Origin of the sequence: Hyphomonas sp. (assembly GCF_046313975.1) — a bacterium.
Taxonomy (GTDB): Bacteria; Pseudomonadota; Alphaproteobacteria; order Caulobacterales; family Hyphomonadaceae; genus Hyphomonas.
This window is the reverse complement of sequence record NZ_JBKBXB010000006.1, coordinates 82124-106708: the sequence shown is the minus strand read 5'-3', so window position 1 is coordinate 106708 and position 24585 is coordinate 82124. Positions and strand designations below refer to the sequence as shown.

Here is a 24585-nt window from a genome sequence, read left to right as displayed (position 1 = left end):
GGTGTCAGGGCGCTGAGATTGCCACCGAATTGCTCCTGCAGGGCTGCCAGCGCCGCCGTGCGCTCCGATGTTGCCGTCAGCAATTCCAGATAAGCGCCGAGCGCATTGATCTGGATGACACCGCCCCCGGCCGCGACGGCTTCGATCAGGTCGTCCGGCAGGTTGCGTGGGTGGTCATAAATCGCTTTCGGGCCGGAATGCGAGAGAATGATCGGCGTCGTGGAGAGCGCCAGCATGTCGCGCAATGTGTCATCGGACGCATGCGAGCCATCAAGGATCAGGCCAAGCCGGTTGGCTTCGCGCACAAGCTCTTCGCCCAGCGGGCTGAGGCCGCCAAAGGCCGGACCAACATCCGTCGTGCTGTCCGCATACTGATTGTTGGCGAAGTGGACGGGTGCAATCATCCTGAGGCCGGCCACATAGAACGTCTCGAGCATCGAGACATCGTTGCCCAGCGGGTAGGAGTTTTCCATGCTCTGGAAAACAACCTTCTTGCCGGCAGCGTTGATACGCTCGGCATCTGCAGCCGTGAAGGCGAGTTCCACGTCGTCCGAATATTTCGCGGCAAATTCACGGATGGCCATCTGGCGCAGCACCGCAGAGGTGCGCGCCGCATATACGGAGGCGTCATCCAGCGGCCCCTGCGGCGTGTAGATAACCCAGAACCCTCCATCAAGACCGCCTTCATTCATGCGCGGCAGGTCAACTTGGGTGCCATCCTTGTCGAAATCTCCGCGATTGGAAAACGTGTAGGTGGGCGAATGGAAGAAGGCCGGCGTGTCGAGGTGGGTATCGAGCACCATCAGGCGCTCATGCAGTTGGCGCGCTTCGGAGACAGGCGCGGCGGCCACCTCAGGTGTGGGCATGGGCGCGCCATTCGAGGCGCAGGCCGCAAGCAGCATGGCCGGGACAGCCAGGATCAGTTTCTTCATTTGCTCTCTCTTCTTGCGTGGGGACAGTTTCGTGTTTCCCGCCATCTTGGCGCGGCGAGACCGGGCGTCAATGCACCCTGCTTCAAGCCTTGCCGAAAACCCGGGCAAAGATCGTGTCGACATGCTTGAAATGGTATTCAAGGTCGAACAATGCATCGATTTCTGCCGGGGTCAGACGCCCCGTCACGTCGGCATCGGCTTTCAAAAGGTCCGCGAGGTCGCCCTCCTTCTGCCAGGTCCGCATCGCATTGCGCTGCACGAGGCGATAGGCATTCTCGCGGCTCTCGCCTTTCTCGACCAGGGCCAGAAGAATGCGCTGCGAGTTGTGCAGCCCGCCCATGCTGTTCAGCGTCTTGAGCATGTTGTCCGGATAAACGACGAGGTTCTCGATCACACCGGCCAGCCGGTGCAGCGCAAAGTCGAGATGGATGGTAGCATCCGGCCCGATCCCGCGTTCAACGGAGGAGTGGGAGATATCCCGCTCATGCCACAACGCAACGTTTTCCAGCGCAGGTGTCACGGCAGATCGGACCAGACGGGCAAGACCTGTCAGGTTTTCCGTCAGTACCGGGTTACGCTTGTGCGGCATGGCGGAGGAGCCTTTCTGGCCGGCGGAGAAATACTCCTCCGCTTCCAGAACTTCCGTACGCTGAAGATGGCGCACTTCGGTCGCAAGCCGCTCAACGGAAGAGGCGACAACGCCCAGCACCGCAAAATACATCGCATGCCGGTCGCGCGGGATCACCTGTGTGGAGACAGGCTCCACCTGCAGTCCCAGTTTCGCCGCAACATGCGCTTCAATCTTCGGGTCAATGTTCGCGAACGTGCCCACCGCGCCCGAAATTGCGCAGGTCGACACATCTTCCTTCGCCATCACCAGCCGCGCCCGCGCGCGCTGGAACTCAGCATGGAAAGTCGCGAGCTTGATGCCGAAGGTCGTCGGCTCAGCATGGATGCCGTGGCTGCGCCCGATGGTCGGCGTGTACTTGAACTCCCACGCACGCTTCTCCAGCGCCGCAAGAACCCGGTCGATCCCGCCGAGCAGCAGGTCCGCCGCCCTTACCAGCTGCACGTTCAGGCAAGTGTCGAGCACATCCGAAGACGTCATGCCAAGATGCAGGAAGCGCGCCTCCTCGCCCACATGCTCCGCCACATTGGTCAGGAAGGCGATGACATCATGTTTTACTTCGCGCTCGATCTCGTCGATCCGGTCGACATCAAACGCCGCGCGTTCCCGCACCGCTTTCACCACGCCCTTCGGTACGATGCCGAGCTCTTCCATTGCTTCAGCGGCCAGTGTCTCGATCTCCAGCCAGATGCCGAACCGGCTGTCCGGGGTCCAGATCGCAGCCATTTCCGGGCGGGTGTAACGGGGAATCATCGCCGGCTCTCCTGTCGTCTTCGCAAGCCAATAGGGGCAGAAGGCGCCGCGCGCCAGCCTGCAGCGGCGCAACGGTTGCCGCAGCCTTCCGGTCACCCCCCATCCCGGGCTACTCTCCTCCCGATTCGAGGCACTCCACATGACCCGCGCCGCAAAGATTCCCAGCCCGGAAGCGACAGGCCTGCCGCCCATTTCGGCCAGCGGACGGCGCTGGAAGCTGATCGAGGCAGACCCGCGCCGGGTGCAGGCCCTGTTGCCCGTCACAGGCGGAATCGACCTTCTCGCCCGGCTGATGGCGGCCCGTGGCATCGAGCCGGCCGATGCCGCCGGATTCCTGGCGCCGACGCTGCGCGAATATTTCCCTGATCCCAGCAGCTTTGCCGACATGGACAAGGCCGCCGGCATTGTTCTCGACGCCATCCTCGACGGCCGGAAAGTCGTGGTCTTCGCCGACTACGACGTCGATGGCGGCACCTCCTCCGCCATCCTCGCACGCTACTTCCGCGCGTGGGGCCGTGATCTCGGGCTCTATGTTCCAGACCGGCTGGAAGAAGGCTACGGCCCGTCGCCTGCCGCCTTCCGCTACCTGAAATCGAATGGCGCCGAACTCGTCATAACGGTCGATTGTGGCGCCGCAGCCGTGCAGGCGCTGGACGAGGCCAACGCCATCGGCCTGCCGATTGTTGTAATCGACCACCACCTGATGAGCGGCCCAGCCCCCAATGCGGCCGCTCTCGTCAATCCGAACCGGCCCGATTGCAATTCGGGGCAGGGCCACCTTGCTGCAGCAGGCGTCGTCTACGTTTTCGTCGCCGCCATGAACCGCCTCGCCCGCGAACGGGGCATCGCGCCACCAGCGGGCTTGCCGGATATTCTGCCGCTGCTGGATCTCTGCGCCCTCGGCACGCTTTGCGACATGGCGCCCCTCACGGGCGTCAACCGCGCCTTCGTGCGCCAGGGGCTCTCCATGATGTCGCGCGACCAGAACCCCGGCCTGCGCGCCCTCGCGGACGTATCCGGAATCGGCCGGGTCGAGAGCGTCTACCATGCCACTTTCATCCTTGGCCCGCGCCTCAACGCGGGCGGCCGCGTCGGCGATCCGTGGCTCGCTGCCAAGCTCCTCGCCACCGACGACCGGGCTGAAGCCATCGACCTCGCCGAACGTCTCCACGCCCTGAATGATGAACGCAAAGCGCTCGAAACGGCCATCCTTGACGCCGCTACTGCGCAGGCCGAACGCGCGCTCGAGTCCAACCCTGATCGCGGCGTGCTGATCGCGGCCGGCGAGGGATGGCATCCGGGCGTCATCGGCATCGTGGCCGGGCGTCTGAAGGACCGGTTCCACCTGCCGAGCATCGTGATCGGTTGGGGCGATGGCCTCGGCCCTGTCGCCAAGGGGTCCGGCCGTTCGGTCCGGGGCGTCAATCTCGGCGCCGCCATATCCGAGGCCGCACGGCAGGGGATCATCCTCTCAGGCGGCGGTCATGCGATGGCGGGCGGCCTCAGCATGGACCCTGGCCAGCTCGAAGGCTTCGACGCCTGGATGCTGGACCACATGTCCGCCTTCGCAGCCGAGCGTGACGCTGCCTTGCAGCTGGATATCGATGCGCTTCTTGCGCCCGGGGCCGCGACTCCGGTGCTCGTGGCCCGGATCGCGACGCTTGGCCCGTTCGGCGTCGGCGCGCCGGAACCGGTCTTCCTGCTGCAGGATGTGTCGATCACGGGCCTGCGCCGCATCGGCGTCAATCATCTGCGGTTTGTTGCCGAAGATGCCTCGGGCCGGATCGACTGTGTCGCCTGGCGCGCCGAGGACCAGCCCATTGGCCAGGTCCTGCGGCAGGGCGGGCGCTTCAGCCTGGTCGGGCGCCTGAAGTGTGACACATGGAACGGCCGGGAGCGCGTGCAGCTGGAAATCGCGGACGTGGCAGCGCTGCAGGTCAACTGAATCAATCGCCACCAGGTGGGTTGCGCTCCCCTGAATCGCCCGCTATATCGCGCCTCTCAAACCGGTGCGGTCCCTTCGTCTATCGGTTAGGACGTCAGGTTTTCAACCTGAAAAGAGGGGTTCGATTCCCCTAGGGACTGCCAGGTTACCTGCCCCAAAATTGCCGCATCCTGCTGTGTAAGAGGCCCCGAATCGTTTCGGGCTTGTGAACTTCGCGTGACAAGTGCATCGCCCCGCACTAGGTTTGCGACAGGGGAATTGGGTTGATGACGAACACTGCCGCTAAGACTGAATCCGACCCACCCGCGGCCGAACCGGTCGTGCGGGTGATCGGCCACATCAAATGGTTCGACAGCGCCAAGGGCTATGGCTTCATTGTCGCGGAATCCACTTCGGATTCCACGCTGTCGGGCGATGTCATGGTGCACATCTCCTGTCTGCGCGAATATGGCGAAGCCACAGCTGACGAAGGCGCCAAGATCGTGTGTGACGCGGTCCAGCGCCAGCGCGGCTGGCAGACCGTGCATATCATCGAGATGGAGCGCCCCCGCGCGGCAATCGCGAAGGAAAAGGGCGAGCGTCCGGATTATGAGCCCGTGTCGCTGAAATGGTTCAACCGGGCCAAGGGCTACGGTTTCGTGCGCCGGCCGGGCAGCGAGGAAGACATCTTCGTGCACGCCGTGGCCCTGCGGAAGGCAGGGTACGAGGAGATCGAGCCCGGCACCGAAATCGAGGTCATCATCGAAACCGGTGCCAAGGGCGAGCATATCTCGGCGGTGCGTCCGAAGCGCTGAACAGCCAGCAGGCGCTTGCCGCTGGCGCCTTGGCCCTCTATTCCTCTCGCCATGACCCGCTTCTTCGCCGCCTTCATCGCCGCCGCTGCCTTCCTTGTGCAGCTTGCCGCCGCCCAGCTCCCGGTCACGCCGCTGACGATCACGTCCGGCGAAAAGACCCACGCCTTCACGGTGGAGATCGCCTCGACGCCCGAGGAAATCCAGCAGGGCCTGATGTTCCGGGAAAGCCTCGCCCCGGATGCCGGCATGCTGTTCGATTTCGGTCAGAGCCGCCCGGCGTCGATGTGGATGAAGAATACGCTGATCCCGCTCGACATGCTGTTCATGGACGAAACCGGTAGGGTCGTCGCGATTGCTCGCAACGCCGTCCCGCGCTCTACCCGGTCGCTTGGCCCCGGTGTGCCGGTGCGGGCTGTGCTGGAACTGCCCGGTGGACGTGCCCGCGAACTCGGCATCGTACCCGGCGACATCGTCAAGCATCCGATCTTCAGCGCCTCCGGTGGCTGATACGGCCTTGCCGGCACGCGAGCCACGTCCAGGCTTTGCCCTCACGCCATCGCGCGGCAAGTTCACGATCCATAACGGCCCCAGTTACCGCGCCACCGCGCCCGGCGATATCCGCACGGGCATCTGGGTGCTCGACCGCCATTGCAACGGCATGGGCTTCCTCCATGGAGGCATGGTCTCCGCTTTCGCAGACAGCGCGCTCGCCTGGGCGGTGTTCTCTGCCACGCAGAAAATGTCGGTGACTATCAAGCTCACGCTCGAGTTCATGGAAATCGTCCGCGAAGGCGAATGGCTCGAAGCGCATCCGGAAGTCACCTCCATCGACGGTGACTTCGTCCATGTCAGCGCCCGCATCGTGAAAGAAGACGGTGGCCTCGCCGCTCTCGCACACGCCGTGTTCCGCACCGTCCGCCGGGGGGCGGCGAAGTAACCACCGCTAAAGGCCAAGTTCCTTCAGCGCGAATGCCTTGATCGACTTGTAGTCTGCCTTGCCATTCGGCGCGCGGCCCAGATTGTCCTTGAACAGGATGCGCTTGGGCGCCTTGTAGCGGGCGAGCTTGCTTTGAACGAACGCGCGCAGCTCATCTTCCGTCGCCGTACCATCGAGCGACACGACCGCTGTCACCGCCTGTCCCCATTTGTCATCTGGCACACCAACGACCAGTGCATCACTCACCGCCGCATGCGCCTTCAGCGCTTCCTCGACCTCTTCGGGATAGACTTTCTCGCCGGCCGTATTGATGCAGTTTGATCCTCGCCCGAGCAGCGTGATGGTTCCGTCCACTTCCACTGTGCACCAGTCACCCGGAATGGCGTAGCGCATGCCGTTGATCGTCTTGTAGGTCTTCGCGGTCTTCTCGGGGTCCTTGTAATAGCCGAGCGGCACAGCGCCGCCGCGCGCGATAAAGCCCGGCACACCGCTGCCGGGCACCACTTCGCGGTCATCCTCGGTGAACACCTTGCAGCTGCCGCCAATCTCGAACTTCGAGGTCTGCGTGCCGCCCTCTGCCGTCGTGATCGACGTGCCGAACCCGACCGCTTCGGAGGCGCCGAAACTGTCCGTCAGCGCTGTCTGCGGAATATGCTTCAGCAGTCCCTGCTTCACCTCGGCGCTCCACATGACACCCGAGGACACGATGTTGAGAACGCTCGAAAGGTTCCACTTGCCGGGATTTTCCTCCAGCGCCTGCAGCATCGGCTTGGCGAACGCATCGCCGACAATCGCCATCGAGGTCACGCCGTTTTCATGCACGGTAGTCCACAAGTTGTCTGGACTGAATCTGGACTTCTCCGTGAGCGTTATCACCGCCCCGCCATTCAGCATTGCGCCCATCGCCGTGAACCACCCGGTGCCATGCATCAGCGGACAAGCCGGCAGCTGGCGCGAGAAACGGCCCACAGTCAGGGCATTCTGCACATGCTCCGCCATCGTCTCCGGCACCGGCCCGCCCAGCTTGCGCACACCCTCCATGCTGGCTTCCCGCCAGATATTATGCGTCCACATCACCCCCTTAGGCAGCCCCGTCGTCCCACCGGTGTAGAGAAGGAATATATCGTCGCCGGAGCGTTTGCCTTGAAGGGAAGACGCATCACCAGTTGTTGCCAGCGTCTCGTAGTCCTGTGCGAAGGGCAGCGCCTCACCAACGCCGATCTGTACCCAGGCGACTACGCGTGGCAGCCGTTGGCGCACGCGTTCGACTTCGGCGGAAAACTCGACATCGAAGAACACGACCGTCGAGTCCGAATTGTCGATGATGTAAACGAGTTCGTCGTCGAGATAGCGATAGTTCACGTTCACCGGCGACAGGCTGGCTTTGAAACAGGCGGCCATCGCCTCCATGTATTCCGGTTGGTTGCGCATGTAGAAGCCAGCCTTGTCGCCACGCTTTGCGCCGAGGTTCAGGAAGGCGCGGGCGAGCCGGTTGGTGCGGGCGGTGAAGTCCGGCCAGTAGATCTTCCGGTCACCATGCGCGAGGGCAAGATCGTCCGGGCCGAGTGCGGCGCCCACGGCGTCCAGCATGTCACCGAAATTCCAGTCCATTATTTCCTCCGCCGGTCAATTTTGACCAATGTTTACGGGCGCGGGAGCTGAGCAGCAATCGTGACCCAAAGGAAACGGCCCCCCGGATCGCTCCGGAGGGCCGCTGTTTTTCGCGAAGAGCGAAGGGCGGGACTTAGAAGTCCATGCCGCCCATACCGCCCATGCCGCCAGGCATTCCGCCGCCGCCGGCCGAGTCTTTCTTCGGCGCTTCGGCAATGCCGGCTTCCGTCGTGATCAGCAGGCTGGCCACCGAGGCGGCGTTCTGCAGGGCCGAACGGACAACCTTGGCCGGGTCGATGACGCCCATGGCAACGAGGTCGCCATACTCTTCGGTCTGGGCATTGAAGCCGAACGTACGCGACTTGTTGGTCAGGATCGTGTTGACGACCACCGAGCCTTCGACGCCTGCGTTCTCGGCGATCTGGCGAAGCGGAGCTTCCAGCGCCTTGCGCACGATGTCGATGCCGGCTTTCTCGTCGTCATTGGCGCCGACGACGTCGATGTTTTTCGAAGCGCGCAGCAGGGCCACGCCGCCGCCCGGAACGATGCCTTCTTCCACGGCCGCGCGGGTCGCGTTGAGGGCGTCGTCGACGCGGTCTTTCTTCTCTTTCACTTCGACTTCGGTTGCGCCGCCAACCTTGATCACGGCAACGCCGCCGGCCAGTTTCGCAAGACGCTCCTGGAGCTTCTCACGGTCATAGTCGGACGAGGTGTCATCGATCTGCTTGCGGATCTGCGAAACGCGGGCTTCGATGTCTTTCTTCTTGCCGGCGCCGTCGACGATGGTCGTGTTGTCCTTGTCGATCGACACGCGCTTGGCTTTGCCGAGCATTTCCATGCCAACGTTCTCGAGCTTGATGCCGAGGTCTTCGGAGATGACCTGGCCGCCCGTGAGAACAGCGATGTCCTGCAGCATGGCTTTGCGGCGGTCGCCGAAGCCCGGTGCTTTCACGGCTGCAATGCGCAGGCCGCCGCGCAGCTTGTTGACGACGAGGGTTGCGAGCGCTTCGCCATCAACGTCTTCCGCGATGATCAGCAGCGGCTTTTGCGACTGAACCACAGACTCGAGGATCGGCAGCAGCGGCTGCAGGCTCGACAGCTTCGACTCGTGCAGAAGGATGAGCGCATCCTCGAGTTCAACCGTCATCTTGTCGGCGTTGGTGATGAAGTAGGGGCTGATATAGCCGCGGTCGAACTGCATGCCTTCAACGACGTCGAGTTCGGTTTCGAGCGCCTTGGCTTCTTCAACCGTGATGACGCCTTCGTTGCCGACTTTCGCCATCGCTTCAGCGATCATGGCGCCGATTTCGACTTCGCCATTGGCAGAGATGGTGCCGACCTGGGCAATCTCTTCGTTCGTTTTTACTTTCTTGGAGTGATGCTTCAGGTCGCTGATCACTTCGGCGACGGCTTTGTCGATGCCGCGCTTCAGGTCCATCGGGTTCATGCCTGCGGCAACGCGCTTCATGCCTTCGCGAACGATGGCCTGGGCGAGAACGGTTGCCGTCGTGGTGCCGTCACCGGCAGTGTCGTTGGCTTTCGATGCCACTTCGCGCAGCATCTGGGCACCCATGTTCTCGAGCTTGTCTTCGAGTTCGATTTCCTTGGCGACGGTCACGCCGTCTTTCGTCGTGCGCGGGGCGCCGAAGGATTTCTCGATGACGACGTTGCGGCCTTTCGGGCCGAGCGTCACTTTCACGGCGTTTGCCAGGATGTCGACACCGCGGAGCATTTTCTCGCGGGCGTCAGCACCAAAAACTACATGCTTTGCAGCCATTGTCTGTTACCTCTTGAAGTCTGTTGGATTTGGAAAGCGGGGCGGAGACTTACTTCTCCAGCACGCCCATGATGTCGCTTTCTTTCATGATCAGCAGGTCTTCACCGTCGACTTTTACTTCGGTGCCGGACCATTTGCCGAACAGGATACGGTCGCCTTTCTTGACGTCCAGCGGGATGCGTTCGTTGTCATCGCCGAATGCGCCGGCGCCAACGGCGACCACAACGCCTTCCTGCGGCTTTTCCTTGGCGTTGTCGGGAATGATGATCCCGCCTTTGGTCTTCTCTTCTTCCTTGACGCGGCGCACAACGACGCGGTCATGCAGGGGGCGAAGTTTCATTCTGACTGCCTCTTCGATCATAGCTAAACCTCGGGTCTAGGGGTTGAACTGGTCGCCAGCAGGAGGGGTGCGCCCAAAAGTTAGCACTCACCCGAGCAGACTGCTAACGATGCGCCGGAAATAGTACCTCCCTGAGGGCCCGTCAACCTCCCCGGAACGCCCTTCTGCGCGCGGCGGCCGGGGTCGTGGCAGCACTCGGACTTGATCGATGCTAACCAATTGAAACTATTGCATATTCATCAAAGCTTCATAACGCTGTCTGCACACTGTGGATGTCCTCAGGGATGAAAGGAGACAGCAATGCCCGTTGACCGCGATTTTCAGGCCCGCCTCATGGGCGGCGGCCTGCTGACCACGGAAATCCTCTACCACATGCCCGACCATCGCAGCCTGCTTCAGAGCTTTGTCTGGCAAACCATCGACACCGCTCCGGTTTTTCCGCGCCTGAATGCTTTTCTGGATCACTGGCGGCGCGAAGTCCTGGCAACCATCCACTCCATCCGTGTGGCCCATTCCGACTGGATTGGCCCGGCAGAATTGCGGGCCATCGACGGGCGGTGGGTGCTGAACTGACGTGGCTGCGGCCGGAAAAGGTTAACCAATTCTCGCGCCGCCCTGCGCAAATGCGGACCTGAATTGAGCATGGGCTCAATTTTCCTGTCGTAGATACGGCAGGAACAGAGGAACGCGAGAATGCGCCATTCAACCCGGGACATACTGCAGTCGGTGAACTTTTTCACGCTCGTCTGCGCGTCGGCACTGTCGATTTCGTTCATCGTGTCGATCATCGTCTATCGGATGGGTCTGCCCCACGATGTCTCCGACTATGTGCGAATGAACCTGTTCGTCACGTGCTGCATCGCCATGCCGACAGCGATCATCGCCTCGCTGCACGATTTCCACGAGCGTATGTACAAGCGCAAGCTTGAAGCACTCGCCTGGACCGACGAACTCACCGGCCTTCTCAATCGCCGCTTCTTCATGCGCGCTGCTGAAGAAGAATGCCGCCGCATGCGCCGCACACAGCGCACCGCCGCCATCGCGGTGATCGATCTCGACCACTTCAAGGAAGTGAACGACCTCTACGGCCACGCCGCCGGCGACCAGGTCCTCAAGAATCTCGCGCAGGTTGCCTATGCCGAACTTCGCGGCCCGTTCGACAAGCTCGGCCGCTGGGGCGGTGAGGAATTCGTGGTCCTCTTGAGCGATGTGAACTCTGAGCAGGCGCGCATCGTGTGCGACCGCCTGCGCACCCGCATCCAGGAGTCGATCGTCAAGACCGGGCTCTATCAGGTCACCGTCACCGCCAGCTTTGGTTACTGCATGCTGTCTGCCGGCTCGGATGTCAGCGCGGTCATCGAAGCCGCAGACCGGGCGCTTTACGAAGCCAAGCGCCTCGGCCGCAACCGAGTTGAGACGGCCGAATACCGTCATCCGGAAGTGCAGGATCTCGCCGAGTTCAAGAAGCGCAACGCTGCGACCTACAAGCGCGTCACCGCGTTCGACGATGACGCTTCAGACGACCTGCGCGCTGCCGCCATTGCATCGACCCCGCGTTTTGGCCGCCCGGGCAAGGCACGCAGCTCCCGCTGACGCGGCGGCTTCGCTTGCCGGACGTGTGATTTCCTGATTGGAAACGGCATTCCGCACTGGGAGGAATGCCATGCCTGCGCCGCGCACCGGTCCGCTTACGGATCTCCGGGTCATCGAACTTGGCCAGCTGATCGCGGGTCCGTTCTGCGGGCAGATCTTCGCGGATTTCGGCGCCGATGTGATCAAGGTCGAGCCGCCGGGGCAGGGGGATCCCTTGCGCGAATGGGGCCGGGAAGGCTTTCCCCTCTGGTGGTCAGTCGTCGCGCGCGGCAAGCGCTGTATCACGGCAAACCTGCGCGAGAAGGAAGGACAGGACATCGTCCGCCGCCTTGTCGCCGAAGCCGATTTCCTGCTTGAGAATTTCCGCCCCGGCACACTGGAAAAGTGGGGTCTGGGCTATGAAGACCTCAAGAAGATCAACCCGCGCCTGATTATGATCCGTGTCTCTGGCTACGGCCAGACCGGGCCTTACGCCTCGCGCGCAGGATATGCGTCCGTCGGCGAAGCGATGGGCGGTCTGCGCTATGTCATGGGCGAAGCCGACCGCCGCCCTTCGCGCGCCGGCATTTCGCTCGGTGACAGCCTTGCTGGCCTCTATGCCACGCTTGGTGCGCTTGCCGCATTGCACCACCGCGAGAAAACCGGGGAGGGACAGGTCATTGATGCAACGATCTACGAGTCCGTCCTGTCCGTGATGGAAGGCCTCGTCCCCGAATACCAGTTCGAAGGATACATCCGTGAACGGACGGGTTCCTACCTTCCAGGAATCGCGCCTTCGAACATCTATGAAGGCACTGACGGCATGGTCATCATCGCCGCCAATCAGGACACGGTGTTCGCCCGGCTGTGCGATGCCATAGGGCAGCCCGCTCTGAAAGATGAGCCCGCCTATGTGTCCCACATCGCCCGCGGCAAGAACCAGAAAGCACTGGACGATCTCATCCAGCAATGGGCATCAACCCGGACCATCGACGAGATCGAACGCATCATGATCGAAAACGGTGTGCCTGTCGGCAAGGTCTACCGCGCCCCCGATATGCTCACCGATCCGCACTATGCCGCCCGCGAAACGCTCGTCGAGGTTCACAGTGACCGCTGGCCCGGCATCCGCCAGCAGAATGTCTTCCCGAAACTCTCCGCCACGCCCGGCAAGGCCCGCTGGGCAGGCCCCGACACGCTCGGTTCTCACACGGAAGAAGTGCTGACAGAGCTTCTCGACCTCACCCCCGATCAGGTCGCAAGGCTCCGAGCCAGCGGCATTGTCTAGCGTGCAGTCAGCCCACCATCGACGACATGTTCCTGCCCGGTGATGTAGCTCGACATGTCTGAGGCGAGGAACACGATCAGCTCTCCCACTTCCTCCGGCCGGCCCGGGCGCGCCATCGGCGTGCTGCCTAGCGCGATCACATTGGGGTCGAGCGCGTTGCCGCCGGTCGAAGCGGTCAGCACCGCCTTCTGATCGGCCTGCATCGTCTCCGTCATGCGAGTAATGTCCTTCTGCCAGATCGGTGTGTCGATGATGCCGGGATGCACCGAGTTCACCCGGATCTTCAGCCCCAGCGCCGCGCACTCCACCGCCGCCGCCTTCGTGAACAGCCGCACCGCCCCCTTGGAGGCGCAATAGGCGCTGACACCGGATGATCCGCGCAGGCCCGCCACGGACGAGAGGTTGATGATCGATCCGCCGGTCTCCTTCATCGCCCGCATGGCAGCACGGGTGCCCAGGAAGACGCTGTCGGTGTTCACCGCCATCTGCCTCTGCCAGTCGGCAAGGGAATACTCCATGATCGCCCCGGCAATCGCGATCCCGGCATTGTTCACGAGGATTGAGGGGGCGCCGAGCAGGCTCTTCGTATCGGCAAACACGGTGTCCCAGAGGGCCTCATCAACCACGTCCTGTTTCATCGAGGCGGCCTTGCCGCCGGCCTTGGAAATGGCCTCTGCGGTGGCCCTGGCGCCCGCTTCGTCGAGGTCCGTGACCATCACGGCCGCTCCCTCCCGGGCCAGCACAAGCGCCGCCGCCCGCCCGATTCCGCTGGCTCCGCCTGTTACAATGGCCACTTTACCCTTAACCAATCCCATGAATTCCTCCCTCTTTATGGGGGATACACTAGCAGCCGCCACGCTTGACGCGAGCGTCCTGATGGTGTTTTACCCGCGACTTCATGACGGGATGGTGCGGAGCCGCCGTTGTAATCGCAGGCGCAATGGAGCGTTTGCCGGCCCGCGCTGACAATGAGGACTACCATGTCACGTCGCCACAGCGCGAAGTACAAGATCGACCGCCGCGTCGGTGAAAACATCTGGGGCCGCCCCAAATCCCCCTTCAACAAGCGCAATTACAAGCCCGGCCAGCACGGTCAGAACCGCCGTAACAAGGTGTCTGACTTCGGTATGCAGCTGCAGGCCAAGCAGAAGCTAAAGGCTTACTACGGCGACATCACCGAAAAACAGTTCTCGAAAATCTACGAAGAAGCGGCCCGCATGAAGGGCAACTCGGCCGAGAACCTGATCGGCCTGCTCGAATCGCGCCTCGACGCCATCGTCTACCGCGCCAAGTTCGTGCCGACCGTGTTCGCTGCCCGCCAGTTCATCAACCACGGCCACGTCACCGTGAACGGCAAGCGCTGCAATATCGGCTCCGCCCGCCTGAAGCCTGGCGATGTCGTGCAGGTCCGCGAGAAGTCCCGCAACCTCGCCCTCGTCCTGGAAGCCCTCGGCAGCCCCGAGCGCGACATCCCGGACTATGTCGAAGTCGATCCCAAAGGCATGACCGCCACCTACAAGCGCGTTCCGGTCCTGACAGACGTGCCGTACCCGGTGAAGATGGAACCGGCCCAGGTGGTCGAGTTCTACTCCTCCTAAGTCACCTGATTTCCTTGAAGTTCCGGAAAGGCCGCGCCAGACTGGTGCGGCCTTTTCATTTTCAGGAACCTTTCAATGGCCATTCCGTCCATCGCCGTCGTTCGCAAGGCCGTCATCGCCCGTCCGGGCAAGCCCTTCGTCCTGTCGGCACGCGATACCTCAGGCCGTGACGTCTTCGACAACAAGGAAGAGGCAGAAACCAGTCTCAAGAAGGATGCAGCCTGCATCAACGAGCTCAAGGACAAGCTCTATGCCGAGGGCAGGCGCTCCCTGCTGGTCGTCCTCCAGGGCATGGACACGTCCGGCAAGTCCGGCACCATCAAGTCAGTGTTCTCGGACACAACCCCGCTTGGCATGGAAGTGAAAGCCTTCAAGGCGCCGAGCAGCGAGGAACTCGCGCGCGACTATCTCTGGCGCGTCCACAATGCCGTGCCCCGCCGCGGCCATATCGGCATCTTTGATCGCTCGCACTATGAAGACGTGCTCGTCGTCCGTGTCCGTGGGTTCGCGCCGCTGGACGAGGTCGAGCAGCGCTACGGCCAGATCAATGCCTTCGAGAAACACCTCTCCGAAAACGGCACGAAAATCGTCAAGTTCATGCTGAACATCGGCTATGCGGAGCAGGGCGTGCGCCTCAAGGAACGGCTGCAGGAAGAACACAAGCTCTGGAAGTTCAATCCCGGCGATCTCGACGACCGCTCGAAATGGTCAGAGTTCATGTCTGCCTACGAACTTGCCGTCCAGCGCTGCTCCACACGCCATGCGCCCTGGTATGTCGTTCCCGCCGACAGCCGCACGCGCCGCAACGCCATCGTTGCCCGCATCGTGCGCGGCGCTCTGGAAGAGATGGACCTGAACTGGAAGGACCCGGGCTACAAGCCCGAGTCCTTTGATTTCGGCTGAGGCTGGCGGGTCAGCTGCCGAACTTGACCGAGCCACCGCTCGATTTCGAAACTTCCGTCGCCGACGGATTGCCTCTGAAGCTGATATCGCCGCCGCTCGAAGCGTTGCCGCTGGCCGAGCTGCTGGCGAAGATATCAATATCGGCGCCACTCGATGCATTGGCTGTCGCGCTCACGCACAGCAGTTCCTCTGCCGCCACATCTGCGCCTGAAGATGCCGTGACGCTGATCGAATTGCAGGCGCCGGACATATCCACGCTCGCACCCGACGAGGCGCTGACGGTGAACACGCCTGCGCCAGTGGAGTGAAGCGTCACATCCCCGCTTGAGGAGGCCGACACGTTGGTCTTACCGGACCCGGTCACGGTGGCTTCGACATCGCCACTCGACGAGGCAGAAATCTTCGCAGTAGCTGCCTTCAGGTTCTTCGCCTTCAACTCGCCGGCAGACGACGCGCTGAGGCTGGCTTCACCGGCCGTTCCGGCCAAGGTGATGCTGGCGCTGGAAGACGCGCTGGCGTCAAAAGCGGAGGCGTTGATTGATTGGGCGTCGAAGCGCGAGGATTGCGAAGCCTTCACGGCCGACAGATCCGGCGATGTGACGTACACGGTATAAACCGGCACTTTCTTGCCGTTCACCTTGATCGTCTTGCCGTCCTTGGAAATGTTGACCGAGCGGCCGGTGGAGAACCAGCTCTTCTTTCCGTTCAGGCTCTCACGCGAAATGTGCAGCGTGTCGTCCTTCGTCTCGATGATGGCATCGGAATAGTCGCCATTGTCGGCTTCGACGCGCACGCTGCTCGCGTTGCCGGTCTTGTGGACGACATACATCGCCCCTTCGACCTTGATCTCGCTGAAGGACGAGACGTCATAAGACTTGCCCTGGGCGAGTGCGGCAGGGGCGGCCAGGATGGCGATGGTGGCGAGGGCTGTAAGGGCTTTTTTCATTGTGATCCTCCCGGGGGGCTTAGGGAAAGCGATAAACCCTGTATGAGTTATCGAAATACGATATGTCAATCGTTGTTTTTCGATAATTTCAAAATTCCTGCTCAATCAGGTGACTGGCTCTTCGTCCGGCCGGGGGATTGCCGGCGCAGCACCATTGGCGGTTGCCCGTAGGCCCGGATGAAGGCAACGCGCATCCGTTCCGGATCTCCGAATCCGGATGCCCGGGCAATTTCCTGCAGCGATGTCGAGGTATGCTCGACTGCGACCCGCGCCGCCTCCAGCCGAAGCTTCTCGATCAGCCGCGCCGGTGTCACCCCGGTCTCTGCCCGGAACACGCGCGCGAAATTGCGGGGGCTCATCGCCGCGCGCGCCGCCAGCGCCTCGACACTGAGGTCGGCAGACAAATTCGTCTGTACCCAGCCGATCAGCTCATCAAACCGGCCTGTGGCCAGCTTCACATCCTGCATCACCGAGAATTGAGACTGCCCGCCTTGGCGGCGATGATGGATCACCAGTTCCCGCGCCGCCTCCCGCGCCACGTCATTGCCAAGGTCATCCTCCACCAGCGCCAGCGCGAGATCGATGCCCGCCGTGATACCCGCCGATGTCCAGAACTTCCCATCACGCACAAAGATGCGGTCAGCGTCGAGTGCCGTCTCCGGAAAATACCGTTCGAAGGCGGACGATCTGCGCCAATGGGTCGTAGCCCTGCGGCCCTTCAGCAATCCGGCCGCCGCCAGCAGGAAGGATCCCGAGCAAACCGAACACGTCCGCCGTGTGCGTGCTGACAAATCCCTCACGGCATCCAGAAACGCCGCGTCATGCATCACCGTCCGGGTGCCGTCGCCCCCGGAGACGACCAGCGTATCGAGCATCAGCATCGCGGGCAGGGGTTCAGAGATCATCTGCACTCCGCAGGAAGATCGCACGGGTCCGCCTTTCAGCGAATACACATTCAGGCGGTAAGGCTCCGGCGTCATCCCGCGCGCCGGCATCTCGAACACGGAAATCGGCCCGGCGGCATCCAGCAGCTGGAAATCCTGGAAGATCAGCACGCCGATCTGGCGCGGCACTGCGGTGGCGGAATCCATGGGAACATTGTCCTTTCTGCCAATCCGGCTTTACGCCAGAACAGTCCGGCCAGCAAGGAGGCACTCATGTCCGCTCAGCCCTTCGTCACCGTCTTCGCAATATACCCGAACCTCACGCATCTCGATTTCACCGGCCCGCACCAGGTCCTCTGCCGCCTGCCCAACTCGCAGACGATCATCGCCAGCCGCGATGGCGGCGACATCGTCGCCGAGGGCGGCCTCGTCATTGGCCAGACCGTCCGCCTCGCCGACATTCCGCGCTGCGATCTCATCTGCGTGCCCGGCGGCATGACCACGACGGAAGTTGCGCTCGACGAAGCTTTCGTCGGCGAAATCCGCCGCCTCGCCAGCGGCGCGAAATACATCACGTCTGTCTGCACCGGATCGCTCATCCTCGGCGCAGCGGGTCTCCTGCAGGGCAAGCGTGCCGCCTGCCACTGGGCCTGGCGCGGCATGCTCACCGAGTTCGGCGCGATCCCCGATGAAGCCCGCGTAGTGCGCGACGGCAATATCTTCACTGGCGGCGGTGTCACGGCAGGTATCGATTTCGCCTTCACCATGTTCGCGGAAATTGCGGGCGAGGGTTACGCCAAGGCGCTCACCCTCGGTCTCGAATACGCCCCCGCACCGCCCTATGCCTGCGGCCGCCCGGAACTCGCGGATCACGAAACGCTGTCGCGCGTCGCCGCAAACATGGACAAGGCCATGGCCCAGCGCCTCGCCGAAGCCAGGGAGGCCGGCGCCCGCCTGACAGCTCAGACCGGAACGGCGTAGAGGTCGTAATCGTCAGCGCCGGTGATCTTCACACGGACGATATCGCCGGGCTTCAGTGCCGCCGCATTGCTGACAAAGACGCAGGCATCCACTTCGGGCGCATCTGCCTTGGTGCGCCCGACCATCTCGCCGGCCTTCTCGCCCGGCTCATCGATGATCACGTCCAGCTTGCGGCCAACCTGCGCCGCCGCCCGTGCTGCGGAGACCTCCGCCTGCGCTTCCATGAACCGGTGCCAGCGCTCTTCCTTCACTTCTTCCGGAACATGCCCGCCCAACTTGCCGCTCTCGGCGTGCACGACATTCTCGTATTTGAAGCATCCGGCGCGGTCGATCTTCGCTTCGCGGATGAAGTCGAGCAGGGTCTGGAAATCCTCTTCCGTCTCGCCCGGAAAGCCGACGATGAAAGTCGAGCGGATCGCAAGGTCCGGCACGTCCCGGCGCCAGGTCGCAATCCGCTCCAGCACCTTGTCCTGATTAGCCGGCCGTTTCATCGCCTTCAGCACGGGCTTCGATGCGTGTTGGAATGGAATGTCGAGATACGGCGTGATCAGCCCTTCCGCCATCAGCGGGATCACATTGTCCACATGCGGATAAGGATACACATAATGCATCCGCGTCCACACACCGAGACTGCCAAGCCCCTTCGCAAGATCAAGGAACCGGGTCTCGTATTCCGTCCCGCGCCAGGTCTCCGGCTTGTATTTCACATCCAGTCCGTAGGCGGACGTATCCTGGCTGATCACCAGAAGTTCCTTCACTCCCGCCGCCACCAGTTTTTCCGCCTCCATCAGCACATGATGGATCGGCCGCGACACGAGATCACCTCGCAGTTTCGGAATGATGCAGAAGCTGCAGCGATTGTTGCAGCCTTCTGAAATTTTCAGATAGGCATAATGGCGCGGCGTCAGGCGCAGGCCGCTTTCCGGCACGAGGTCGAGGTGCGGATTGTGCGGAGGAGTCAGGTGTGTATGTACCGCGTCCATCACCGCCTCATACTGATGCGGTCCGGTCACGGCGAGCACTTTCGGGTGGGCCTTCTCAATCACCTCCGGCTCGGCACCAAGACACCCGGTCACGATCACCCGTCCGTTCGCCTCAATCGCCTCGCCGATCGCCGACAGGCTCTCGTCGCGCGCCGAGTCTAGGAAGCCGCAGGTATTCACCAGCACAAGGTCGGCGCCTGAATAGTCCGGCGCGATCTGATACCCCTCGGCGCGCAGGCGCGTGATGATCCGTTCGGAATCAACCAGCGCCTTCGGACAGCCGAGCGAAACGATGCCGACTTTCGGCGTCTTGGCGCCCTTGATCGGGGCGGGAGCGATGGGTGTGGACGTCATGCGCGCCCTGCTAGCGCGAAACCACGCGCCGGAAAAGCAGAACCGTCATCCGCGCAACGGCATGGCCCTTAGGGTCACGCCATGATCCGCGTCGAAGGGCAGGGGTTGCCAGTAGCGCGCCAGCGGCTCCGGCATATCGACATTGAACCGGTAATAGGCATGCGCCGCCGCGCCCAAGTCCTTCTGCGCACTGTCTAGCATCGGCCCGATCAGTCCCATCAGCGGCGGCGTCACCAGCCCCAGCCGCATCCGCGCCGCCCCGCCTTCGCGGGCAAGGTGAAGCCCCGTCTGCAACAGCGCCTGCACGGCTTCCCGGTCCTTCGGGTCGAGCGTCACAAGGTCGATGATGTCGAGCTGTGCCGCGCTCGTCCGCGACGGCTTGTTGAACTGGAGCAGCGCCAGCCCCCGGATCGCGCCGTCCGCCGGAAACGCCATCAGCACCGGCGGCACGCCTGCATCCGGATCGGTCACGCGCCAGTGCAGCACTTCGGGTGAGCGCTCCGCAAACAGGCGCGCCCCGCTGCGCAGCGCCGCATCAAACGCCGCGAGCCGCGCATTGCCGAGCGGCACCACAATCTGTGACGTATCTTGGCCGGACGCCGCAATCGCATCCCCCACCGCCGGCCAGCGCCGCGTCGGCTCAGGCAGGAACGGCGCGAGCTTCTGCAGCCACTCGGCCGGCCGCGCGCTGCCCTCAACCGTCCAGCTCAGTTTCAGGTTTCCGGTATCGGGATAGGAGGGATAGCCGAGCACATCATAAATCCAGGCGCTCTCCGGCGGCGTGTTCAGCCCGTTCAGCAGCGCCGCGCCCTCCTGGTTCACAAACTCGCGCAGCAGGCGAAGCGTCCGGTCACGCTCGCCTTCTGCAGAGGCGAAACTGTGCGCCGACGCCGTCAGGCAGGCCCGCCCGTTCAGCCAGGCCTGCTGGACGAAATTGCCGACAAAAGCTGTAATTTCACCGTCCTTGTCTTCCACCACCCAGCCGGGAGGCACATCCGACTGTCCTGGATTGTCGCGAAACAGCCATCCGATCCCGCGCTGTGAGCGCAGGGGAAGTCCCGCAGATTTCAGGAGCGCACTGATCCCGCGATAGTCGCGTGTCCCGGCGGGCCGGAGTGTGGAAGAGGTCCGGAAGGGCAAACGGCCGCCTCCTCAGGATATCAGGCCGCGTCGAGCGCGATGCCTTTTTCCGTCAGCAGCTGTTTCAGCTCACCCGCCTCGAACATCTCTTTCACGATGTCGCATCCGCCAATGAACTCGCCCTTCACATACAGCTGCGGGATGGTCGGCCAGTTCGTGTACTGCTTGATGCCATCCCGGACGGCCGCGTTTTCCAGCACGTTGGTCGAAACGTACTCGACCCCGAGATAGTCCAGTATCTGCACCACAACCGAGGAAAACCCGCATTGCGGAAAGGTCGGCGTGCCCTTCATGAACAGCACGACGTCATTCTCTTTCACAGCCTTGTCGATGGCGTCGAGGGTGGCCTGATCGGTCATTTGAGGAAATCTCCGCGTTTGCGTTCATGTGGCCGTGGCCCGCCCCGGGGTCAAGTGGGGCGGGCCGCAAGGCCGGGCTTACCAGCCGCAGGCCTGCCCTTCATTCTGCTCTTTCAGATAGCCGATCAGCGGATCGAAATACTCGATGATGGCCGAGCCATCCATCGTGCGCGTGCCGGTGAACTTCTCCAGCGTATCCGGCCAGGGCTGCGACATGCCGGCTTCCAGCATGTCGGTGAAGCGCTTGCCGACTTCCTTGTTCCCGTAGATCGAACAGCGGTGCAGCGGGCCTTCCCATCCGGCCTGCTCGCATGCGGCCTTGTGGAACTGGAACTGCATGATGAAGCTCAGGAAGTAGCGCAGGTAAGGCGTGTTGCCCGGAATGTGATACTTCGCGCCCGGATCAAACGCATCCGCTGGCCGCTCGCCGGGCGGCACGATGCCCTGGTTCTTCGTGCGCAGGTCCCACCACGCCTTGTTGTAGTCTTCCGGCTTCGTCGCGCCCGACAGCACACCCCAGCGCCAGCCATCCACCGTGATGGCGAACGGCAGGAAGGCAATCTTGTCGAGCGCGGCCTGCATCAGCAGCGCCGTATCTGCATCCGGCCCCGGCATTTCCTCCGCCGTGATCAGCCCGATCTGGCGCAGGTATTCCGGCGTGATCGACAGGGCCACGAAGTCGCCGATGGCTTCATGGAAGCCATCATGCGCGCCGTTCTTGTAGAGGAAATCCTGATCCTTGTAGGCGCGCTGATAGTAGTTGTGCCCCAGTTCATGGTGCACCGTGTAGAAGTCTTCTGAGTTCACCTGCGTGCACATCTTGATGCGCACATCTTCTTCGTCATCGAGGTCCCAGGCGGACGCATGACATTGCACTTCGCGCCCTTCCGGCTGCACGATCATCGAGCGTTCCCAGAATGTCTGCGGCAGCGGATCGAGCCCAAGCGATACGAAGAAGGCTTCCGCCGTCTCCACCATCTTCACCGGCGTATAGCCCTGCGCGACGAGGCGCTGCGTCACGTCATACTGGACCGGTGCCGTCGGCGGCTGCACAATGTCATAGATGCCCGACCATTGCTGCGCCCACATATTGCCGAGCAGGTCCGCCCGGATCGGTCCTGTCGCCGGTTGCACGGCGTCGCCATAGCGCTGGTTCAGCTTGGTGCGCGTGTAGCAATGCAGCTCCTTGTACAGCGGCTCCACCTGACCCCACAGGCGCTGCACTTCAGCTTCCATCTCCGCCGGCGGCATGTCGTAATTCGACAGCCACATCTGGTCGAGGCTCGGATAGCCGAGTTCACGCGCGCCTTCATTGGCGATGTCCACCATGCGGGCATAATTTTCCTTCATCGGCGGCGAGATCGTGTGCCAGCCTTCCCAGACCGTCTTCAACTCCGCCGGATTGCGCGACGCGCTCATGATGTTCGACGCTTCGGTCAGCGTGATCATACGGCCCTTGTATTCAAACTTGCCGGTGCCGTAGGTCGCGTCGAGCCCGGTCGTGATTTCCGCCAGTTCTTCCGCCGCGCCTTCGCGGGACGGGGCAGGGATGGTGATGCCGCTGCGCAGGATGCGGATTTTCCGGCCGAGGTCCGGCGGCAGGATGTTCACATCGAACTGCTTGGACTCGTTTGCCAGCGCCACCACCAGCTTCGTCGCCTTCGCGCCGGCTTCTGCGGCCGCCGCATTGGTCTCCGGCGTAATATTGGTTGCCTGGTTCCAGTAGGCATGCGCGGCCTCCCGGTTCATCGCGGCGAGCTCGGTCTCGGCCCGCGTCAGGAAAGCGCGCGCTGCGATCGCGGCCTCTTCGGCGGCAATCGCATCGGCGCTCACGCGGTCCTGGCCACCGCAGGCAACAAGCACAAGGCCAAGTGCAGCAGCGCTGGCCGATTTCAACAGACTGGACATGGAAAAAGCCCTCCCTGGGTTTTCCCCAGCAGACAGCGAACCGGCCCTTACGTCAATTCTGCGCCAGCAGGCTCAGGGCGCCCGCGTCTTCAGGGCGAGCGCATGCAGCACCCCGCCCATGTTCCCCTTCAGGGCAGCATAAACCATCTGGTGCTGACGCACTCTCGGCACCCCGGCAAATCGGCTGGACACGATTTCGGCCTGCCAGTGATCATTGTCCCCGGCAAGGTCGGTCAGTGTGATCTCGGCTTCCGGAAAAGCCTCGGTCAGATACCGCATCAGCGTGTCGCGGCTCATGCCCATATCTGGCGCTCCTGTGATCTGAAGGTCACTAGGCACATGCGGCGGCGCGCCCTATGGGTCAAGTTTGCAAGGCAGGAAAGACCAACGAATGCATTGGCGTCACTGGAAAAAGGACATGGCCATCGGCGGCTTCGGCATGATTGCGCTGATGCTCATTGTGTATTTCTGGCCGCGTCCCGACACGTCCCTTCCGGGCGTCACCTATGAGGCCCACTACATTGATCCCGGTCCGATGCTCCACCTTGCCGAAGTCCTCTCCTCCGACGCCCTCGAAGGCCGCGGGGCGGGCACCCCCGGCGCCGAAGCCGCCCGCAGCTTCATCCGCAAGCGTTTCGAGGATACCGGCGTGCGTCCCTTCCTCACCACCGGTTGGGAACAGCCCGTCACCATCCTGCCGCGCAAGGACCTCGAAGATCCCGGCCCCGGCGCCAACATCCTCGGGTATGTTCCCGGCGAAACGCCTGGCGAAGGCCCGCTCCTCGTTATCACCGCCCACTCCGACCATCTCGGCATCCGGGGCGGCGAAGTCTACAACGGCGCAGACGACAACGCCTCCGGCGCCGCCATGCTCACCGCGCTCGCCGAATATTTTGTCCGTGTGCCTCCGAAACATGACATCCTCTTTGCTGCCCTTGACGCCGAAGAGGTCGGCTTTCTGGGCGCCCGCGCGTTCCTGCGCGATCCTGCCATCCCGCTGGACCGCATTGCCCTTAACATAAATCTGGACATGGTCAGCCGCTCAGAAGCCGGCGAACTCTACGCCGCCGGCACTTACCACACGCCCGCGCTCGCGCCGCTGATCACCGAAACCGCGCTTAACGCGCCGGTCATGCTGCTAATGGGTCACGACCGCCCGGAAGATGGCCCGAACGACTGGACCAGCCAGTCAGACCATGCCGTCTTTCACGCCGCTGGCATCCCGTTCCTCTACTTCGGCGTCGAAGACCACCCCGGCTATCACAAACCCGAAGACGACTTCTCCGCCATCACACCGGACTTCTTCGTCCGTGCTGGCGACACGCTCGCCATGATCGTGCGCGCCGCAGATGCTGATCTCGCCAACATCGCTGCCCACCGCCGCGACATCACAGAAACCACACCTCAAGAGGAAACTGCCGAATGACTACCACCGTCTCCTACATTCTGAAAAAATCCACGGAGCAAACGCTCGGCGCCCTGAAAGGCATTCTTGCCAAGGGCGAGGCTCACGCCAAGGCCATCAACTGCGACGAAGCTGGTATGCTCGCCCAGCGTCTTGCGCCGGACATGTTCGCCCTGCCGCGCCAGGTGCAGATCGCCTGCGACACGGTAGCCCGCGGCGCAGCCCGTCTCGCCGGTCTCGACATGCCAAGCTTTCCGGATACGGAGCAAACCTTCGCCGAACTCATTGCCCGCTGCGACAAGGCCATCGCCTATGTGAATGCCATCGAGGACGCAAAGATCGACGCCACCGCCAAAACCACACTGCAAATCCCGATGGGCTCGGTCACGCTGCCGATGACCGGCGAGCAATACCTGCAAGGCTTCGTCCTGACCAACCTGCACTTCCACGCCGCCATGGCCTACGCCCTCCTTCGCAAGCAAAGCGTCCAGATCGGCAAGCGCGACTATCTCGTCCCGGCTTGAAGCGCCGTTTCAATCCTCCCCCG

Annotated in this window: 25 protein-coding genes and 1 tRNA gene; 13 read left to right on the top strand and 13 right to left on the bottom strand. The window is 62.7% G+C overall.

The window, feature by feature from the left end; all coding sequences use genetic code 11:
* Together ACK4TE_RS04015 and purB are read right to left on the bottom strand one after the other, a co-directional pair.
* Positions 1-932: dipeptidase (locus ACK4TE_RS04015; protein ID WP_409910190.1), on the bottom strand; the 932-nt coding region annotated here is incomplete at its 3' end.
* 82 nt (positions 933-1014) lie between these two features.
* Complete coding sequence (gene purB, locus ACK4TE_RS04010; protein ID WP_409910189.1) at positions 1015-2313, bottom strand: adenylosuccinate lyase; 1299 nt, start codon at positions 2311-2313, stop codon at positions 1015-1017.
* A 139-nt stretch (positions 2314-2452) separates the two neighbouring features.
* On the opposite strand from purB, the gene recJ reads away from it, so the two are divergent.
* The 5 genes from recJ (at position 2453) to ACK4TE_RS03985 (ending at position 5989) form a co-directional block, all read left to right on the top strand.
* The gene (gene recJ / locus ACK4TE_RS04005; RefSeq protein ID WP_409910188.1) at positions 2453-4258 is read left to right on the top strand and encodes a single-stranded-DNA-specific exonuclease RecJ; all 1806 of its coding nucleotides are present in this window, start codon (positions 2453-2455) and stop codon (positions 4256-4258) included.
* A 68-nt stretch (positions 4259-4326) separates the two neighbouring features.
* Positions 4327-4401 (top strand) — tRNA-Glu (locus ACK4TE_RS04000).
* A gap of 123 nt (positions 4402-4524) precedes the next feature.
* Positions 4525-5052, top strand: a complete 528-nt coding sequence (locus ACK4TE_RS03995; protein WP_409910187.1) for a cold-shock protein — start codon at positions 4525-4527, stop codon at positions 5050-5052.
* A 51-nt stretch (positions 5053-5103) separates the two neighbouring features.
* Positions 5104-5559: a DUF192 domain-containing protein gene (locus ACK4TE_RS03990; RefSeq protein WP_409910186.1), complete on the top strand. Its 456-nt coding sequence runs from the start codon at positions 5104-5106 to the stop codon at positions 5557-5559.
* Complete coding sequence (locus ACK4TE_RS03985) at positions 5552-5989, top strand: PaaI family thioesterase (RefSeq protein WP_409910185.1); 438 nt, start codon at positions 5552-5554, stop codon at positions 5987-5989. Before ACK4TE_RS03990 ends, ACK4TE_RS03985 begins: the two co-directional genes overlap by 8 nt.
* A gap of 6 nt (positions 5990-5995) precedes the next feature.
* Here ACK4TE_RS03985 and ACK4TE_RS03980 read toward each other — a convergent pair whose 3' ends face one another.
* The 3 genes from ACK4TE_RS03980 to groES all read right to left on the bottom strand — a co-directional run bounded on the left by ACK4TE_RS03980 (position 5996) and on the right by groES (position 9717).
* The gene (locus ACK4TE_RS03980) at positions 5996-7600 is read right to left on the bottom strand and encodes an acyl-CoA synthetase (RefSeq protein WP_409910184.1); all 1605 of its coding nucleotides are present in this window, start codon (positions 7598-7600) and stop codon (positions 5996-5998) included.
* 133 nt (positions 7601-7733) lie between these two features.
* A complete protein-coding gene (groL, locus tag ACK4TE_RS03975) occupies positions 7734-9377 on the bottom strand; it encodes a chaperonin GroEL (protein WP_409910183.1) in 1644 nt (547 codons plus the stop codon).
* A gap of 49 nt (positions 9378-9426) precedes the next feature.
* A complete protein-coding gene (gene groES / locus ACK4TE_RS03970) occupies positions 9427-9717 on the bottom strand; it encodes a co-chaperone GroES (protein WP_409910182.1) in 291 nt (96 codons plus the stop codon).
* A gap of 300 nt (positions 9718-10017) precedes the next feature.
* On the opposite strand from groES, the gene ACK4TE_RS03965 reads away from it, so the two are divergent.
* From ACK4TE_RS03965 to ACK4TE_RS03955, 3 genes are all read left to right on the top strand, one after another.
* Positions 10018-10290: a Usg family protein gene (locus ACK4TE_RS03965; protein ID WP_409910181.1), complete on the top strand. Its 273-nt coding sequence runs from the start codon at positions 10018-10020 to the stop codon at positions 10288-10290.
* Between the two features lie 120 nt (positions 10291-10410).
* Positions 10411-11310, top strand: coding sequence for a GGDEF domain-containing protein (locus ACK4TE_RS03960; protein WP_409910180.1), 900 nt, complete (start codon positions 10411-10413; stop codon positions 11308-11310).
* A gap of 70 nt (positions 11311-11380) precedes the next feature.
* Positions 11381-12577: a CaiB/BaiF CoA transferase family protein gene (locus tag ACK4TE_RS03955; protein WP_409910179.1), complete on the top strand. Its 1197-nt coding sequence runs from the start codon at positions 11381-11383 to the stop codon at positions 12575-12577.
* Here the strand turns inward: ACK4TE_RS03955 and ACK4TE_RS03950 are convergent.
* Complete coding sequence (locus ACK4TE_RS03950) at positions 12574-13392, bottom strand: SDR family NAD(P)-dependent oxidoreductase (protein ID WP_409910178.1); 819 nt, start codon at positions 13390-13392, stop codon at positions 12574-12576. The two genes, ACK4TE_RS03955 and ACK4TE_RS03950, sit on opposite strands and share 4 nt — an antisense overlap.
* 165 nt (positions 13393-13557) lie before the next feature.
* Here ACK4TE_RS03950 and rpsD point away from each other — a divergent pair, with 165 nt between their 5' ends.
* Positions 13558-14175 (top strand): 30S ribosomal protein S4, encoded by a 618-nt coding sequence (gene rpsD / locus ACK4TE_RS03945; RefSeq protein WP_409910177.1) that lies wholly within the window; start codon positions 13558-13560, stop codon positions 14173-14175.
* Positions 14176-14250: 75 nt separating this feature from the next.
* Positions 14251-15078, top strand: coding sequence for a polyphosphate kinase 2 family protein (locus ACK4TE_RS03940; protein ID WP_409910176.1), 828 nt, complete (start codon positions 14251-14253; stop codon positions 15076-15078).
* 10 nt (positions 15079-15088) lie between these two features.
* Here ACK4TE_RS03940 and ACK4TE_RS03935 read toward each other — a convergent pair whose 3' ends face one another.
* On the bottom strand, positions 15089-16024 hold the full coding sequence (locus tag ACK4TE_RS03935; protein WP_409910175.1) for a GIN domain-containing protein: 936 nt from the start codon (positions 16022-16024) through the stop codon (positions 15089-15091).
* A gap of 101 nt (positions 16025-16125) precedes the next feature.
* Positions 16126-17115 (bottom strand): GlxA family transcriptional regulator, encoded by a 990-nt coding sequence (locus tag ACK4TE_RS03930; protein ID WP_409910174.1) that lies wholly within the window; start codon positions 17113-17115, stop codon positions 16126-16128.
* Positions 17116-17181: 66 nt separating this feature from the next.
* Between ACK4TE_RS03930 and ACK4TE_RS03925 the strand changes: the two genes are divergently transcribed.
* Positions 17182-17889 carry a DJ-1/PfpI family protein gene (locus ACK4TE_RS03925; RefSeq protein WP_409910173.1) on the top strand — a complete coding sequence of 236 codons (708 nt, stop codon included), beginning with the start codon at positions 17182-17184 and terminating at the stop codon, positions 17887-17889.
* Here ACK4TE_RS03925 and rimO read toward each other — a convergent pair.
* From rimO to ACK4TE_RS03900, 5 genes are all read right to left on the bottom strand, one after another.
* Positions 17871-19226 carry a 30S ribosomal protein S12 methylthiotransferase RimO gene (gene rimO / locus ACK4TE_RS03920; protein ID WP_409910172.1) on the bottom strand — a complete coding sequence of 452 codons (1356 nt, stop codon included), beginning with the start codon at positions 19224-19226 and terminating at the stop codon, positions 17871-17873. The two genes, ACK4TE_RS03925 and rimO, sit on opposite strands and share 19 nt — an antisense overlap.
* A gap of 45 nt (positions 19227-19271) precedes the next feature.
* Complete coding sequence (locus ACK4TE_RS03915; RefSeq protein WP_409910171.1) at positions 19272-20219, bottom strand: hypothetical protein; 948 nt, start codon at positions 20217-20219, stop codon at positions 19272-19274.
* A 167-nt stretch (positions 20220-20386) separates the two neighbouring features.
* Complete coding sequence (gene grxD, locus ACK4TE_RS03910; RefSeq protein WP_409910170.1) at positions 20387-20725, bottom strand: Grx4 family monothiol glutaredoxin; 339 nt, start codon at positions 20723-20725, stop codon at positions 20387-20389.
* A 78-nt stretch (positions 20726-20803) separates the two neighbouring features.
* On the bottom strand, positions 20804-22633 hold the full coding sequence (locus tag ACK4TE_RS03905) for a M2 family metallopeptidase (RefSeq protein WP_409910169.1): 1830 nt from the start codon (positions 22631-22633) through the stop codon (positions 20804-20806).
* A gap of 72 nt (positions 22634-22705) precedes the next feature.
* The gene (locus ACK4TE_RS03900) at positions 22706-22936 is read right to left on the bottom strand and encodes a BolA/IbaG family iron-sulfur metabolism protein (protein WP_409910168.1); all 231 of its coding nucleotides are present in this window, start codon (positions 22934-22936) and stop codon (positions 22706-22708) included.
* Between the two features lie 88 nt (positions 22937-23024).
* Here ACK4TE_RS03900 and ACK4TE_RS03895 point away from each other — a divergent pair, with 88 nt between their 5' ends.
* Positions 23025-24059, top strand: a complete 1035-nt coding sequence (locus tag ACK4TE_RS03895) for a M28 family peptidase (RefSeq protein WP_409910167.1) — start codon at positions 23025-23027, stop codon at positions 24057-24059.
* Entirely contained in the window at positions 24056-24562 is a 507-nt protein-coding gene (locus ACK4TE_RS03890) for a DUF1993 family protein (RefSeq protein WP_409910166.1), read from the top strand. The genes ACK4TE_RS03895 and ACK4TE_RS03890 overlap by 4 nt, the downstream gene beginning before the upstream one ends.
* The last annotated feature ends 23 nt before the right edge of the window (positions 24563-24585 follow it).